General features: G+C 68.8%; 14 protein-coding genes and 1 pseudogene. 6 read left to right on the top strand and 9 right to left on the bottom strand.

Annotated elements, in window-relative coordinates:
- The first annotated feature begins 109 nt into the window (after window positions 1-109).
- Complete coding sequence (locus D7D52_RS38990) at window positions 110-931, top strand: crotonase/enoyl-CoA hydratase family protein (protein WP_120735060.1); 822 nt, start codon at window positions 110-112, stop codon at window positions 929-931.
- 533 nt (window positions 932-1464) lie between these two features.
- Here D7D52_RS38990 and D7D52_RS38985 read toward each other — a convergent pair.
- From D7D52_RS38985 to D7D52_RS03640, 9 genes and pseudogenes are all read right to left on the bottom strand, one after another.
- Window positions 1465-2850, bottom strand: a pseudogene (locus D7D52_RS38985) (ABC transporter ATP-binding protein); the annotation flags it as partial.
- Window positions 2851-3132: 282 nt separating this feature from the next.
- Window positions 3133-3900 (bottom strand): SDR family NAD(P)-dependent oxidoreductase, encoded by a 768-nt coding sequence (locus D7D52_RS03675; protein ID WP_120735059.1) that lies wholly within the window; start codon window positions 3898-3900, stop codon window positions 3133-3135.
- Window positions 3897-4604, bottom strand: a complete 708-nt coding sequence (locus D7D52_RS03670; RefSeq protein WP_120735058.1) for an acetoacetate decarboxylase family protein — start codon at window positions 4602-4604, stop codon at window positions 3897-3899. Before D7D52_RS03670 ends, D7D52_RS03675 begins: the two co-directional genes overlap by 4 nt.
- Window positions 4605-4661: 57 nt before the next feature.
- Window positions 4662-6272 (bottom strand): acyl-CoA synthetase, encoded by a 1611-nt coding sequence (locus D7D52_RS03665; RefSeq protein WP_120735057.1) that lies wholly within the window; start codon window positions 6270-6272, stop codon window positions 4662-4664.
- Between the two features lie 24 nt (window positions 6273-6296).
- Window positions 6297-7553: a hypothetical protein gene (locus tag D7D52_RS03660; protein WP_120735056.1), complete on the bottom strand. Its 1257-nt coding sequence runs from the start codon at window positions 7551-7553 to the stop codon at window positions 6297-6299.
- On the bottom strand, window positions 7547-8095 hold the full coding sequence (locus tag D7D52_RS03655) for a nuclear transport factor 2 family protein (RefSeq protein ID WP_120735055.1): 549 nt from the start codon (window positions 8093-8095) through the stop codon (window positions 7547-7549). Before D7D52_RS03655 ends, D7D52_RS03660 begins: the two co-directional genes overlap by 7 nt.
- 29 nt (window positions 8096-8124) lie before the next feature.
- Window positions 8125-8328, bottom strand: a complete 204-nt coding sequence (locus tag D7D52_RS03650; protein ID WP_120735054.1) for a ferredoxin — start codon at window positions 8326-8328, stop codon at window positions 8125-8127.
- Window positions 8328-9110 (bottom strand): SDR family oxidoreductase, encoded by a 783-nt coding sequence (locus D7D52_RS03645; RefSeq protein ID WP_120735053.1) that lies wholly within the window; start codon window positions 9108-9110, stop codon window positions 8328-8330. Before D7D52_RS03645 ends, D7D52_RS03650 begins: the two co-directional genes overlap by 1 nt.
- Window positions 9111-10316 carry a cytochrome P450 gene (locus tag D7D52_RS03640; RefSeq protein ID WP_120735052.1) on the bottom strand — a complete coding sequence of 402 codons (1206 nt, stop codon included), beginning with the start codon at window positions 10314-10316 and terminating at the stop codon, window positions 9111-9113.
- A 253-nt stretch (window positions 10317-10569) separates the two neighbouring features.
- Here D7D52_RS03640 and D7D52_RS03635 point away from each other — a divergent pair, with 253 nt between their 5' ends.
- The 5 genes from D7D52_RS03635 (at window position 10570) to D7D52_RS03615 (ending at window position 15598) form a co-directional block, all read left to right on the top strand.
- Window positions 10570-12039, top strand: a complete 1470-nt coding sequence (locus D7D52_RS03635; protein WP_120735051.1) for an aldehyde dehydrogenase — start codon at window positions 10570-10572, stop codon at window positions 12037-12039.
- Window positions 12040-12050: 11 nt separating this feature from the next.
- Window positions 12051-12803, top strand: coding sequence for an SDR family oxidoreductase (locus tag D7D52_RS03630; RefSeq protein ID WP_120735050.1), 753 nt, complete (start codon window positions 12051-12053; stop codon window positions 12801-12803).
- Window positions 12800-13684, top strand: a complete 885-nt coding sequence (locus D7D52_RS03625; RefSeq protein ID WP_281279164.1) for an NAD(P)-dependent oxidoreductase — start codon at window positions 12800-12802, stop codon at window positions 13682-13684. Before D7D52_RS03630 ends, D7D52_RS03625 begins: the two co-directional genes overlap by 4 nt.
- The gene (locus D7D52_RS03620; RefSeq protein WP_120735048.1) at window positions 13681-14055 is read left to right on the top strand and encodes a carboxymuconolactone decarboxylase family protein; all 375 of its coding nucleotides are present in this window, start codon (window positions 13681-13683) and stop codon (window positions 14053-14055) included. The genes D7D52_RS03625 and D7D52_RS03620 overlap by 4 nt, the downstream gene beginning before the upstream one ends.
- Before the next feature lie 70 nt (window positions 14056-14125).
- A complete protein-coding gene (locus D7D52_RS03615; RefSeq protein ID WP_120735047.1) occupies window positions 14126-15598 on the top strand; it encodes an FAD-dependent oxidoreductase in 1473 nt (490 codons plus the stop codon).
- Window positions 15599-15611 lie beyond the last annotated feature (13 nt).

Raw genomic sequence — 15611 nt, 5'->3', positions numbered from 1 at the left:
GACGGCGGTCACCATGATCCAAACTAGAACACGTTATTGTTCAGGACAACGGTGCGGGGTAGTTTCGTGCCGGAATCTCTGATTGTCCATGTGGAAAGAAGGGTCGGCGATGACCGCAGCGACTGCTGAAACGAGTAGCAACACCGAACCGCACGCTCTGGTCGAGAAGCGCGGCGCGACGCTGATCGTCACCATGAACCGGCCCCAGTCCAAGAACGCGTTGACCGGCGAGATGCTGGCCATCATGACCGAGGCGTGGGACACCGTCGACAACGATCCGGAGATCCGCTCCTGCATTCTCACCGGCGCCGGCGGCGCGTTCTGCGCGGGGGCGGACCTGAAGGCCATGAGCAAGCGCGATCCCAGCGCGGGCATGGCCGCGGGTTCGTCGTTCGATCCGTCGCGGATGCCGGGCCTGCTCAAGGGCCGCCGCCTGACCAAGCCGCTGATCGCGGCGGTGGAGGGCGCGGCCATCGCGGGCGGCACCGAGATCCTGCAGGGCACCGATATCCGCATCGCGGGCGAGAGCGCCAAATTCGGTGTGTCCGAGGCGAAGTGGAGTCTGTTCCCGATGGGCGGGTCGGCGGTGCGGCTGCCGCGGCAGATTCCCTACACCGTGGCGGCCGAGCTGCTGTTGACCGGACGGCACATCACCGCCGCCGAGGCGCTGAACTTCGGGCTCATCGGGCATGTGGTGCCGGACGGGACCGCGCTGGACAAGGCGCTCGAGATCGCCGAGCTGATCAACAACAACGGTCCGCTGGCGGTGCAGGCGATTCTGAAGGTCATTCGCGACACCGAGGGGATGCACGAGGAAGAGGCGTTCCAGATCGACGCGAAGGTGGGTCTGCCGGTCTTCCGCAGCAACGATGCGAAGGAGGGGCCGCGCGCCTTCGCCGAGAAGCGCAAGCCCAACTTCCAAGGGAATTGAGAGATTTGGGGGCTGACGCCCCCAAACCCCCGATGACAAAGGCGGCGGGCTCCGCCCCTAGCCCCAAACGCGCTGGGCTCCGCCCCAAGCCCCAAACGCGGTGGGCTCCGCCGCCAGCCCCAAAGGCGGTGGGCTCTGCCGCCAGCCCCAAAGGCGGTGGGCTCTGCCCCCAGCCCCAAAGGCGGTGGGCTCTGCCCCCAGCCCCCCAGCGGTGGGTCGCCGCCCTTATCGGGTGGCCAGTTCCTCGGGGAGGAAGCCGCCGGACTGGTGCCGCCAGAGTTGGGCGTGGTGCCTTCGGCGTGGAGTAGTTCCTCGTGGGTGCCCTGTTCGATGATGCGGCCGCGGTCGAGGACGATCAGTCGGTCCATGTCGGCGACGGTGCTGAGACGGTGGGCGACGACCAGGGCGGTGCGGCCCTCCATGACTTCCCAGAGTGCTTGCTGGACCAGGATTTCGCTCTCGGAGTCGAGGGCGCTGGTGGCCTCGTCCAGCAGCAGGATGGGCGCGTCGCGCAGGATGGCGCGGGCGAGCGCGACCCGCTGGCGTTGTCCGCCGGACAGTTTCACGCCGCGCTCACCGATCAGGGTGTCCATGCCCTCGGGCAGTCCGTCGGCGAATTCGGTGACGTGGGCGGCCTTGGCGGCGCACCGCACCTCGTCGTCGGTGGCGTCGGGGCGCGCGAACCGGATGTTCTCGGCGAGGGTGCGGTGGAACATGGCCGGATCCTGCGGCACGTAGGACAGCAGGCTGCGCAGATCACGCTGGCGCAGCCGCGAGATGTCCTGCCCGCCGATGCGAATCGCGCCGCTGTCGATGTCCATCATGCGCAGCAGCAGCTGGGTGATGGTGCTCTTGCCGCCGCCCGAGCGCCCGACCAGCCCGATCCGCGACCCGCTGGGCACGTCCAGATCCAGTCCGCGGAACAGCGGCGGCGCACCCGCGTGCGCGAAGTCCACGCGATCGAAGCGGATGCCGAACCCGTTGGGCCGCAAGGGTTCCGGCTCGGCCGGATCCAGCACGGTCGGCGATTCCAGCAGCAGTTCGGTGAACTGCGCGGCCTCGGTGGTGGAACTCTCCAGCCGGCGATAGATCTGGTTGAACCGGAACATGATCCCGGTGGCGTTCCAGTAGTAGGTGAAGGCCACGATGATCACCTCGACCGAGGCATGCCCGCCGTCGATGCCCAGGGCGATGAGCAGCCCGAGCACATTCACGATCACCATGAGCGGCATGACCGCGGTGTCGATGTAGAGGTTGTTGTAATCCCACGACCGCAGCGTCTTGCGCCGCTGCTCGAGCACCCGCCGCCGATGCTCGGCCGCCTCCTGCGGTTCGGCCGCGAAGGCCCGCACGGCCTGCATGTTCGACAGGCTGTCGGCGACGTGCCCGGAGACCAGCGCGACCGCGGCCTCGCGCTCGTCGACCAGGCGCTGCCGCCGCCGGATGAGCGGGGCGACGACCACGCCGCACAGCGCGATCAGGCCGAGCAGGGTGACCACCAGCATGGGGTCGTAGCGCCACAGCACCACGCACGCGAACCCCATCGGCACGAGCGCCGACACGATCTCGAAGGCGAAGGTGTCGGCCCACTCCTCGAACCGGCCTGCGAAGCTCAGGGCGCGTTTGGTCAGCGACCCCGCGAAGTTGTTGTGGAAGAACGCCGCGTCCTTGGCCAGCAGTTCGTCCATGGCGATGGTGTAGAGGCTTTCGATGCCGTAGGCGTCCAGGCGGTTGAGAAAGTGAAGGCCGATGCGCCACAGGACCTCCGAGGCCAGCAGCATCCCGGCGAAGGCCAGCACGTAGGGCGCGAGCGCGCCGAAGGACGAGTCGCCGGTGGCGGCGACCTTGCCGACCAGCACGGCGACCAGCAGCGGCGCGATATAGAGCTGGCAGACATTGCCCAAGGCCGGGCCCAGCATGGCGAGGGCCGTGATCGTCTTGCGCCGGGCCATCTCCCGGCCGTAATAGCGCAGAACCAGCCTCGCCGCGGAGGTGCGCGAACTCATCCATCCCCTCTCGAATCAGTGCTTCGAGCAGTACAGACAGCCCAGGGTGCCTGGTGGGGAGGTGAGCGCGCCACCGAATTATTGCCGCGCGGTAGCGGGTTTCGGCGCTGGGCAGCCACAGAGCCTCGGCTGCCCAGCGCCGGTGCGGATGTCGAGCGGAGCACGTGCCGACATCCACGTCTGGGGGTTACTCGGTCAGGTCGGCCGCACCGAGCGGCGAACGATGGCGCGCGCCACGCCGGGCAGGAAACGCCGCATGAAATAGGCCGATTTCGCCTGACCCGGCAGCACGAACAGCGGCGTCTTCGGTTTGGCCAGTGCCCTTTCCAGCGCGTCCACGATGCTCTCCGGGGTGGCCCCGCCGGTATTGCCGAGCACGCTGGCGTTCTCGGCGCGCACCTTGTCCAGGAACGGCGTCTCCACCATGGGCGGGCACAGCACCAGCAGCCGCACCCCGGTGTCGTGCAGTTCGTAGGAGAGGCTGTCGGCGAGTCCGACCACCGCGTGCTTGGAGGCGGTGTATCCGGCCATGCCCGGTGAGGGCAGCCAGCCGGCCAGCGAGGCGAACAGCACCACCGTCCCCGCGCCCGCCTGCTTCATGGCCGGAACGACGGCCTGGCAGAGGTTGACGGTGCCGATGTAGTTGACGTCCATCATCTTTCGGATCTGCGCCACGTCGTGATCCAGCACGGAGGCGTGCACATGGCACATGCCGGCGGCGTGCACCAGCCGGTCGATGGCGCCGAGTTCCGAACGGACCTTGTCCACCACCGCGCGCACCTGGTCGGAATCGGAGACGTCACAGGTGTAGGTGTGCATGTTCGGTGAGCGCAGGGCGGTTTCGGCCAGCCCGGTGGCGTTCAGATCGACGGCCGCCACGTTCCAGCCGGCCGCGGCGAGCCGCTGCGCGACGATGCGGCCCATGCCGCTGGCCGCTCCGGTGACGAGTGCTGTCCGGTTCATCGGCCCTCCCGGGTTGGCGATACCGTGGCGGCGTCCTCGAATGTCATGCGGAGCGCGCCGATTCGGCTGGAGAACAGCGCGCCCTTGGGCAGGCCGAGGGCACGCAACTGGTCGGAGACGGGATGGGTGCCGAGTTCCACCCGCGCGCCGCCCGGCCGTCCGGTGACCGCGCCCGGATTCATGACCCACGGTGTGCGGCGCAGGATTCCGTCCCGCCAGGTGTAGGCGTCGATGGAGGCGCCGCCCGCACCGCCGGGCATGGGGAAGCCGTCCGCGACCCGCAGCGCGATCACGAGTTGCCCGTCGACGCGCACCTCGCAGCGATGCCCGCGCCCGTCGGGTGTGATCGCGATGTCGGCCATGAGTTTGGGGAAGCCCCAAATCGACTGTCCCGCTGCGCAGGTGAAGCTCTGGTTCACCGGCAGCCAGTGGATGTAGGCGCCGGTGCTGTCCTTGCGGCCGCGCTGCTTGGCCATCAGCGTGAACGCGAATTCGTGGTAGGGCCCGAGGTCCCCGTCCACGTAGCGCACGAAAGCCAGTGACAGCACGGCCTTCCCGAGCACGGCCACCGGCTCCAGCCCCGCGTCGGCCAGCAGTGCGCGCGCGGCCCCGGCATCGACCAGGAACAGCGCCGAGCAGGCGTCCGCGTGGCGGATCTGCACCGGCATGCGGACCTGTTCACCGAGGACGGAATGCGCTTCCATGCCAAAATTAGAACAGGTTTCAGTGCGGTGCGCCGGGGATTCCGCCGAGTTTTCCATTCACCGGGCCTCGTGATCGCAGGCCCGGGCCGCCACGTACGACTTGGCCCAGCGATAGTCGGGTTTGCCGCTGGGCGTGCGCGACACCGCCGGCGCCAGCCAGATCTGGCGCGGCAGTTTGTAGCCCGCGAGGTGGGCCCGGACATGCCGCTCCAGATCGGCGAAGTCGACCGTGTCGCCGGCCGCCGACACCACGGCCGCCACCTGCTGTCCCCAGCGTTCGTGCGGCAGCCCGATCACCACGGCGTCGTACACCGTCGGATGGGCCTTGAGGGTGGCCTCGACCTCCTCGGGGAAGACCTTCTCACCGCCGGTGTTGACGACCATGTTCCCGCGCCCGATGAGCGTCACCGACCCGTCGGCCTCCACCCGGGCCCGATCGTCGGTGATGACCATCCGGACGCCGTCCACGGTCCGGAACAGCTTGTCGGTCTTGACGGGATCCTTGTAGTAGCCCAGCGGCACGTTCCCGGTCTTGGCGACCCAGCCCTCGCCGCCGGGCGCGACCGGCCGGCCCGCCTCGTCCACGACCAGGGCTCCGCGCCCCGTGGTGACCCGCGGCGCGCGCGCCGGGTCGTCGTCCTTCTGCGCGAATCCGATACCGCCGAAACCGGTTTCGGAGGATCCGATGGATTCGGTGACCAGGGTGCTCGGAAACAGTTCCAGCAGTGCGTTCTTCACCGGCTGGGTGAGTTGCGCGGCGCCGGAGCCGATCGACACCAGCGAGGAGGCGTCCACCGGCGCGGCCCGGTACGCGTCCACCAGCGGCCGGGCGATGGCGTCGCCGGTGACGACCAGCACCTGCGGCCGTTCCCGCGCCACCACCCGCCAGACCTCGTCCGGGTCGAAGCGCGGCTGGAACAGCACCGTATTGCCCGACCAGAGCGCGGTGAAGGTCGGCATCATGGCCGCGGCGTGGATGAGCGGCGGCAGTACGAACCAGGTCATGGGCGTGGGGTTCTGGGCGCCCATCCGGGACTGCTGGTATTCGTCGGCGACGGCTTCACCGGTGTAGAAGTCGATGCCGCCGCCGAGGACCCGCCACATGTCCTCCTGCCGCCAGAGGACGCCCTTGGGCAGCCCGGTGGTCCCGCCGGTGTACATGATGAAGTGGTCGTCGGGGCTGCGCGGGCCGAAATCCCTTCCCGGCGAAGCTGATTCGAGGGCTTCCTCGTAGGGCGTCGACGCGCTGGCCAGCCCGGCCCCGCCCTGATCGTCCTCGACCACCAGGGTGTGGCGCAGCCCGCTCAGCCGCGGCCGGATCTCCTCGATCAGCGGGGCGTAGCAGCGGTGATGCACCGCCATCTCGAGATCGGCGTTGTCGTAGACGTAGTGCAGTTCCTCGGCCCGGTACCGGTAGTTGACGTTCACCGGCACCGCGCGAATCTTGTAGCAGCCCAACAGCGTTTCGAGCGATTCGATGCTGTTGTGCATGTGGAACCCGATGTGCGTCCCGGGCCCGGCGCCGGCGGCCGCGAGGTGGTGGGCCAGCCGGTTGGCCCGGGCCTCGAGCTCGGCGAAGGTCAGCCGCCGCGCACCCTCGATGACCGCGGTCCGGTCCGGCACGGCATCGGCGATGTGTTCGTAGAGGTCGGCGAAATTGCACGCCATGGCCGTATCTCCTGGTGGTTGCGGCTACCGGACGGTGAGCGGGAGCGGGATGCCCCGGTCGGCGAACACGAAGCCCGCCCCGGAGCTGAAGCGGGTGATGGCGACCTCGTCGGCCAGCCGGAAAGGCGTATCGGCACAGCGGATCTCGACGGTCAGCGAGCAGTCGTCGACCGCCCGGACCCGGCTGAAGAATCGCGGATTCACCCCGCGCACCAGCGCGTCGAGCGGCTGCAGATGGTCGGCGTCCAGCAGCGCCGGCCACGAGCCGTCATCGGCCGCGCCGCAGGCGCGCCCGAGCCGCAATTCCACCGCCTGCTCCCCGTCCGCGGTCTCGGTGGAGACCTCGATATCCACGTAGGCGGCCGGATTGAAGGCCGGGTGCAGGCGCAGCACTTTGGCCAGCGCCGCGATATCGTCGCCGAGACCGAGCGCGGCGCGAATCCGCTCCGTCGTCAATCCGGCGATGCCGGTGAACTGCTTGCGCAGAATATCGAGGGCCACTTCCGGTTTCGTGCGCTCTTCGACGGCCGCCCGGTAGCCGAGGGTGAGCAGATGGTGCTGCAGGCTGATCTCGTCGGCGATCCGGACCAGCGCCGACCGCGAGAAGTCCGCGAAGCGCAGATCACTGAGCAGCGGCCCGGAATAGTCGGCCAGGCCCTCGTCGTCGGGATCGATCGGCGACAGCACGGTACCCGCGGCCTCCGACCCGGCGACCAGCTCCGCACCCGGCATGGGTGCGGGCGGTTCGTGGGCCGGGTCGATGACGACGGTCCACGCGCACACCGGCTTTCGGTCCGCGGGTTCCCGGGGCGGACGATGGATCGGCCGCACCTGGGCGTGCGGATTGGTGGCCAGGGCCGTGGCGTCGAAGGTGGGGTCCTCGATGTCGTGGCACATCGACACCACGAATTCGGTGCCCATGGGTTCCACGTCGGCGAGCGCGCCGCAGTGGTCGAGATGGAATTCGCCGTGATCGTGGTCGATCACCCGGTAGCGGAAGTCCATGAACTGCGGCGGCGCCCCGATATCGAGCTGAAAGCCCTTGAAGATGGCGACCACGCCGTCGCCGGTGATGTTCAGCGCCTTGCGCATGCGCCGCGTGTACACCGGGCTGGCCAGCCGCCATTCGTCGATGGCCACCGCGGTCATGCCCGGGCGGCCCAGCGCGCCGAGTACGTGCGCCATCCCCGACCGGTCGATCAGATGCCCGCACAGCAGCAGTTCCGGAACCAGCCGGGCCAGTTCGGATCTGGTCAGTGATTCGTATCCGCTGTTCACCACAGCGGCGCCGGGCTCTTCCCGACCGGGTACCAGCCGGGTAGCGGCTGTCCCGACATGGACCGTTCCATGCGTTTGCGCATGCCGGGCGACAGCGCGTCGTTGGAGATCATCTCCACGAAAAGCGCTGTCACATTGCCGAAGTCGAAGAAGTCGCGCTGCCAGCTCCACTGGAAGTCGCCGGCGTAGCGAAACCAGCTGCCGCCCAGGCCCTCCGGACTGTAGGGGCGGCCGTCGGGCCGCTGTTTCTCGTTGACCTGCTTCCAGAATCCGATGACGCTGCCGCTGCGCTCGTCCACCACGAATTCCTGGTACGGGTAGGTCCAGCCCTCGAGGCCGAACATCTCCTGGCCGAGCGCGATCTCGCGGATCTCGTCGCGTCCGACGGCCATGAACTCCTGTTGCGGGCCGTAGTTCCAGCCGTAGGTGGCGTCCACGGTGTAGAAGTGGTCGAGGGGTTTCCAATCCCCTTGGGCCTCACACTGTTTGTTCTCGTCCACCCAGCGGCGGATCATTTCGTCGAGTTCGTCGCGGGACCAGGCCATGGCGGCCTCCTCGTCAAGATTCGATGCGGTCAGGATTCGGGGCTGTCGTCGACCAACGACAGCGCCTGGGTCGGGCAGTAGCGGACGGCCGCGCGGGCCGCCTCCAGATCGGCGCCGGGGTCGGCGCGCAGAATCCGCACCTGCCCCTGTTTGGGCACCTCGAAGAGTTCGGGCGCTTCGTCCTGGCAGACGGCGTGCCCCTGGCAGAGGTCGAGATCGACGACCAGACGCATCAGGCATCTCCCGTCACGGGCGCTTCCGGCTGCACCTCGACCAGCACGAGATGCGAACCGCGCGGCGTGGATACGACGGCGGTGACGGCCGCGGCGAGATCGGCGGGCCGCAGGAACTGCGCGTGCCGCGCGAATCCCCACTTCACCCAGTTCTCCAGCAGCGGACCCACCACGTCGGGCGTGGCCTGCATGCCCATCCCGGTCAGCGTCTGCCCCGGTCGCACGATCGACGAGCGAACCCCGGTGCCCTCCAACTCCATGCGCAGCTGGGTGGCGAACGCCTCCACGCCGGTCTTGGCGGCGTTGTAAGCGCCCGCGCCGGGCCGAGCCCGGACCGCGCAGTCGGAGCCGATGATCACGAAGTCGCCGCGCCGCCGTGCGATCATGCCGGGCAGCACCCGGTGCGCGAGCCGCTGCGCACCCACCAGATGCACCCGTACCTGGGATTCGAACAGCTCGGGATCCATCTCCCAGCCCCGGCCGAACTCCAGATCGCCCGCGCCCGAGACCAGGATCTCGGTGGGCCCCAGCGCTTCCTCGGCGGCGGTGACGAACGCGTCGACCGAGGCGGTGTCGCTCACGTCCAGCGGTCCGGCGAACGCCTCGCCGCCGTCCGCGCGGATCTTCTCGGCGAGGGTCTCGCAGATCTCGACCCTGCGCGCGCCCAGCGCGACCGGATGACCCAGCGCCGCAAGCGCTTCCGCGGTGGCGGCGCCGATGCCGGAGGACGCGCCGGCCACGAGCGCGGGCCGGCGATCGGGATGTGGTGCGAAGCGTGCCATCTACCGAACCTCCACGCCGACGGGCAGGTGCGCGAACCCGCGCACGTTGACGGAATGCACGCGCTGGATACCGGATTCGCCGATGGCGAAGGACCGGACGCGAGTGGCGAACTCCCGCAACATGATCGACGCCTCCAGCCGGGCCAGGTGCGCGCCCAGGCAGAAGTGCACGCCCCGGCCGAAGCTGATCAGCCCGCCCTTGTCGGCGCGTTCGATGTCGTAGGCGTCCGGGTCGTGGAAGGCGGCGCTGTCACGATTGGCGGATCCGATGAGCAGCAACACTTTCGCGCCGGCCGGGATGGTCTGCCCGTAGTACTCGAGGTCGGCCGCGGCCGTGCGCGCGAGGATCTGCGTCGAGGCGTCGTAGCGCAGCGTCTCCTCCACCCAGTCCTCGACCAGGTCGGGATTGGCGGCCACCTTGGCGTACTGCGACGGATTGCGGCCCGCCCAATACAGCGCGTTGCCAAGCAGTTTGGTGGTGGTCTCGTTGCCCGCGACCACCATGAGGAACATGAAACCGAGGATCTCCTCGTCGGTGAGCCGGTCCCCGTCGGCCTCGGCGTCCAGCAGCGCGGAGGTCAGGTCGCCGGTGCGCTTCTGCTTGCGGGCGGCGAGCATCTCGCTGTAATAGCCCGCCAGCTGCAGGGCGGCCTCCATGGCCGCGACGGGGACGTCCAGCACGCCCTCCTCGCGATGCACGAGCAGGTCCGCGAGCCTGCGCAATTCGCCGCGATCCGCCTCCGGGACGCCCAGCAGCTCGGAGATGACATCCATCGGCAGCCGCCCCGCGACCGCTTCGATCCAATCGAAATCGCCACTGGCGAGCGCGGGTTCGAGGTAGCGCAGCGTGATCTCGCGGATGCGATCGCTCATCTCGGTGACGCGGCGCGGGGTGAAGCCCTGGTAGACGAGCTTGCGCAGGCGCAGATGCCGGGGATCGTCCATGGCCAGGAAGGACATGGTGCGCCAGGCGTGCGGGCCCCAGGCGGCCGGGTCGAGGGAGACCCCGTTGGCGCTGGAGAGCCGGACATCGTCGCGGAAGGCGGCGGCCACGTCGGCGTGCCGCGACAGCGCCCAGAAGTCCAGCTCCGGGTGGTGATACAGCGGCGCTTCGGCGCGCAACCGCGCGTACACGGGGTAGGGGTCCTCGTGGACGCGGTAGTCGTAGGGGTCGAACAGCAGCGGCTCGACGGAAGCTGCGGTCATCGGGTGTGCACCTCGGGCATCGTGTTCGGACCTCATTTTCGATAACGCGTTCATCGGCTCCGACGAACGTTTTCCAGGAACGGAGACACGTAGCTGGACATGTGTCTGTACGGTACTAGCGACGGGATCGCCTGACAACGGAATCCCGAAACCGAGAACGGCCGCGACGCCCGGAACTGAAACATGTTCTTGCGCGTTTCCGAGCCACGAACCTATAGTCCGTACACGTGTCCGGACAGCATGGGAGCTACCTATGAGCCCGAGCGATCTCGTCCCCGACGGCGGTTCGCAGTTGCTGATCGGCGGCAAGCTGACGCCGGGGAGCGGCGGTGTGTTCACCACCGCGAATCCGGCCACCGGGGAAGTCCTCGGTTACGCCGCCAATGCCGACGCCGGGGATATGGACGCGGCCATCGCCGCGGCCCGGCACGCCTTCGACACCACCGACTGGTCGCGCGACCCGGGTTTGCGCGCGACCGCCCTGCGGCAGCTGCGGGACGCGCTGCGCGAGCACCTCGAGGAACTGCGCGAGATCACCATCGCGGAGGCGGGCGCGCCCCGCATGCTGACCAGCGGACCGCAGCTGGAAGGCCCGATCGGCGACCTCGGGTACTTCGCCGACCTGGCCGAGAACTACCAGTGGGAAACCGATCTCGGCGTCGCCTCGCCCATGGGCATCAAGAGCGCACGCCGGCTGCGGCGTGAACCCATCGGCGTGGTCGGGGCGATCACGCCGTGGAACTTCCCGCATCAGATCAATTTCGCCAAGCTCGGCCCGGCGCTGGCGGCGGGCGCCACGGTGGTGCTCAAGCCCGCGCCCGACACCCCGTGGTGCGCGGCGGTGGTGGGCCGAATCATCGCCGAGCACACCGATATTCCGCCCGGCGTCGTCAATATCGTCACCTCCGACGACCATGGTCTGGGCACCCAGCTCGTCACCGATCCGCGGGTGGACATGATCTCGTTCACCGGCTCGACCGCGACCGGCCGGGCCGTGATGACCGCGGCCGCCGGGTCGTTGAAGAAGGTGTTTCTGGAGCTGGGCGGCAAGTCGGCGTTCATCGTGCTCGACGACGCCGATATCGCGGCCGCGGCCAGTTACGCCGCGTTCGGGGTGTGCGTGCACGCGGGACAGGGCTGCGCGATCAGTACCCGGCTGCTGGTGCCTCGGGAGCTGCACGATCAGGCGGTGGAAGCCGCGGCGCGCACCCTGGCGAGTATCAAGCCCGGTGATCCGGCCAAGGCTGGAACCGTCTGCGGCCCACTGATTTCCGAACGTCAGCGCGCCCGCGTCGAACGGTATCTCGATATCGCGCGGGCCGAGGGCGGCACCATCGTCACCGGCGGCGGACGCGGCGACGGTCCGGGCTGGTTCGTGGAACCGACCCTCGTCACGGGCCTGCCCAACAGTTCGCCGGTGGCGCAGGAGGAGATCTTCGGTCCCGTGCTCACCGTGATCCCGCACGACGGCGACCTCGACGCCGTCCGCATCGCCAACGACTCCTCCTACGGCCTGTCCGGCTCGGTGTGGGGTAGCGATCCAGAACGCCTGCGTGCCGTGGTCAACGGCGTGCGCACCGGCACGCTCAGCGTGAACGGCGGCGTCTGGTACTCCGCCGACGCGCCCTTCGGCGGCTACAAGCAGTCCGGCATCGGCCGGGAGATGGGCGTCCTCGGGTTCGAGGAATACACCGAGACCAAACTCATCGCGACCGGCATCTGAGGAGCAGAGTCATGAGCCGTTTCACCGACCGGTCGATCATCGTCACCGGAGCCGCCCGGGGCATCGGCGCGGCGTACGCCCGCGCGCTGGCCAAGGAGGGCGCGAAAGTCGTTGTCGCCGACCTCAACAGCGAGCTGGGCGAGGCCACCGCCAAACAGATCACCGCCGACGGCGGGACCGCCGTCTTCGCGCAGGTCGATGTGGCCGACCCGGAATCCGCCAAGGCCGTCGCCGATTTCACCGTCGCCGAATTCGGCGGCATTCACCACCTGGTCAACAATGCCGCCATCTACGGCGATATGAAGCTCGACATCCTGCTCACCGTGCCGTGGGACTACTACAAGAAGTTCATGGCGGTGAACCTGGACGGCGCGCTGAACATGACCCGGGCCGTGCACACGCACATCGCCAAGGCGGGCGGTGGGTCCATCGTCAACCAGTCCTCCACCGCCGCCTGGACCTACTCCGGCTTCTACGGTCTGGCCAAGGCCGGAATCAACAGCCTGACCCAGCAATTGGCGCATGAGCTGGGGCACGCCAAGATTCGCGTCAACGCCATCGCGCCCGGGCCCACCGACACCGAGGCCACCCGCAGCATCGTGCCCGAGCAGTTCGTGGACCAGCTGGTGAAACAGATGGCGCTGAAGCGGCTGGGCACCACCGAGGACATGGTCGGCGCCTGCCTGTATCTGCTGTCCGACGATGCCGCATGGGTGACCGGCCAGGTGCTGAATGTCGATGGCGGGCAGGTGTTCCGGCCGTGAGCGAGGCAGCCGAATTCGCGGTGGGATTCATCGGCCTGGGCAATATGGGCGCGCCGATGGCCCACCGCCTCACCGACTGGCCCGGCGGGCTGGTGGTCTGCGATATGCGGCCGGATGCGGTGCAGCCGTTCATCGATGCCGGGGCGAAGGCCGCGGAGACACCCGCGGAACTCGCCGAGAACTGCCGGGTCGTGTCGATCGTCGTGCTCGACGACGCGCAGGTGCGCACGGTGATCGCCGGGCCGGACGGGTTGTTGCGGACCGCGAAACCCGGGACCGTGCTGGCGGTGCATTCCACCATCTCCGATCGAACCGCCGCCGAGCTGGCGGCCGAATGCGCCACGCGGGGAGTCGAATTCGTCGACGCTCCGATCAGCGGCGGTGCTCCCGCCGCGCAGCGCGGCGCTTTGGCGATCATGGTCGGCGGCAGCGCGACGGCCTTCGAGGCGGTGCGAGAACCCTTCGGCCGCTTCGGCTCGCTGGTGATCCACGCGGGCGAGGTCGGCGCGGGCACTCGAATGAAGCTGGCGCGCAACCTGTTGCATTTCGTCGCCTTCACCGCGGCCGCCGAGGCGCAGCGCCTGGCGGAGGCGTCCGGCCTCGACCTCGCCGCACTCGGCAAGGTGGTGCGCCACTCCGACTCGCACACCGGCGGGCCCGGGGCGATCATGCTGCGCAAGACCACCGCCCCGGTCGAACCGGACGATTTCTGGTTCCCCATCCTCGGGCACGTCCGGGATCTCGGCGAGAAGGATCTCTCGTTGGCTCTGGATCTCGCGTCCCGGCTGAATATCGATCTGCCACTGGCTCAGCGGGCACTGCACGACCTGGGCGACGGCCTCGGCGTGGGCCCGGGCCCCCTCGCGAAGGAGCATTCATGACCGACGACCAGCCGTCCGACACCCGGCAGCGGGGGCTGAAGAAGATGTCGGAGGTCTACGGTTTCGACCTGCCCGACCTGGAAGGCGACCCGTTCTACGAGGTCACCGTCGACCATCTCTTCGCCGACATCTGGAATCGGCCCGGCCTGTCCCTGCGCGACCGGCGATTGTTGCTGATCGGCGCCATTACGGCGCAAGGGAATTCGGAGATCGCCGAGATCCAGGTCGGCGCGGCGCTGCGCAATGGCGAACTCGACGCGGAGCAGCTGCGCGAGATTTCGGTGTTCCTGGCCCACTACGTGGGCTGGCCCACCGCCACCAAGCTGGACGGCGTGATTCGCAAGACACTCGCGAAGAAGCAACAAAAATAGTTTTTGCCCTCTGTCCCTCGGAGTTCGGGGGCGAAGCCCCTGAGAGCTCCTGAGAGTTAGGAACAACCACATGGCGGAGACCGCTACCGTTCGGCCGCTTCCGGCCGGCGAGGTCGAGAACTGGGACTACGAGGCCGATGTGGTCGTGGTGGGCTTCGGCATCGCCGGGGTGTGCGCGGCCATCGAGGCCGCGCATTCCGGGGCCGACGTTCTGGTCCTGGAACGCACCGGCGGCTGGGGCGGCGCGGCCGCCATGTCCGGCGGGTTCATCTACCTGGGTGGCGGGACCGCGCTGCAGCAGAAGCTCGGCTTCGAGGACACCGCCGAGAACATGGAGGCGTTCCTCACCGCCGCCCTGGGTCCGGGCGTGGACAAGGCCAAGATCCATGACTACTGCCACAACAGTGTCGAGCACTTCGATTGGCTTGTCGCGCACGGCGTCCCGTTCAAGGAGGAGTTCTGGGGTGAGCCCGGCTACGAGCCGCCCGCCGACCAGGGCCTGATGTACTCCGGCGGCGAAAACGCCGCGCCCTTCAAGGATCTCGTCCCGCCCGCGCCGCGCGGCCACCTGGCCTGGACCAAGGACAAGAAGCTGGGCGAGAAGGGCGGCGGCTACATGCTCATGGAGCCGCTGGCCGCCAAGGCCGACGAGCTGGGCGTGCGCCACGAATACGATGTCCGGCTGCGCCGGCTGATCGTGGACGACTCCGGCCGCGTGGTGGGCGTGGCCGCGACCCGCTACGGCAAGCCGGTGCAGGTGCGCGCGCGGCGCGGCGTGGTGCTGGCCACCGGCAGTTTCGCCTACAACCACGAGATGGTGCTGCGCTTCGCCCCGAAGATTGCCGGGCGGCCCACCGCCACCGTCGAGGAGCACGACGGCATCGGCATCCAGGTAGCGCAGGCTCTCGGCGCGGATCTCGCGCACATGGACGCCACCGAGGTGGCGCTGGTGGTCGACCCGCAGCTGGTGGCGCGCGGCATCCTGGTCAACGGCCACGGTCAGCGCTTCGTCACCGAGGACACCTATGCCGGGCGCATGGGGCAGGCGGTGCTGCAGGATCAGGACAACAAGGCGTACCTGGTGATCGACGAGCTCGCGCTGGAGGAGGCGATGGAAACCCAGTCCTCGCTGTCCTTCCTGCGGGTCGCGCCGACCTGGGTCGCCGAGACGGTCGCCGAGCTGGAGAGCGATATGGGGCTGCCGGAACGCACCCTGCAGTCGACCATCGATCTGTACAACCATCACGCGCAGCAGGGCTCGGATCCCTTCCTGCACAAGAAGTCCGAGTGGGTCAAGCCCATCCGCACCCCGCTGGGCGCCTACGATCTGCGCGGCTACACCGGCGGTTTCACCCTCGGCGGCCTGCGCACCGACCTCGACTCCCGGGTCCTGCACGTCTCCGGCGACCCCATTCCCGGCCTGTACGCCGCGGGTCGCGTCACCTCCGGCATCTGCGCGGGCGGCTACGCCTCCGGATGTTCCCTCGGCGATGGCAGCTTCTACGGCCGCCGCGCCGGCGTCTCCGCCGCCAAGCAGCTCTGAAAGGCTTCTCCCC

Origin of the sequence: Nocardia yunnanensis (assembly GCF_003626895.1) — a bacterium.
In the GTDB taxonomy this organism is placed as follows: Bacteria; Actinomycetota; Actinomycetes; order Mycobacteriales; family Mycobacteriaceae; genus Nocardia; species Nocardia yunnanensis.
Note: the sequence above shows the minus strand (reverse complement) of the source record. Positions and strands in the feature narration are given on the sequence as shown.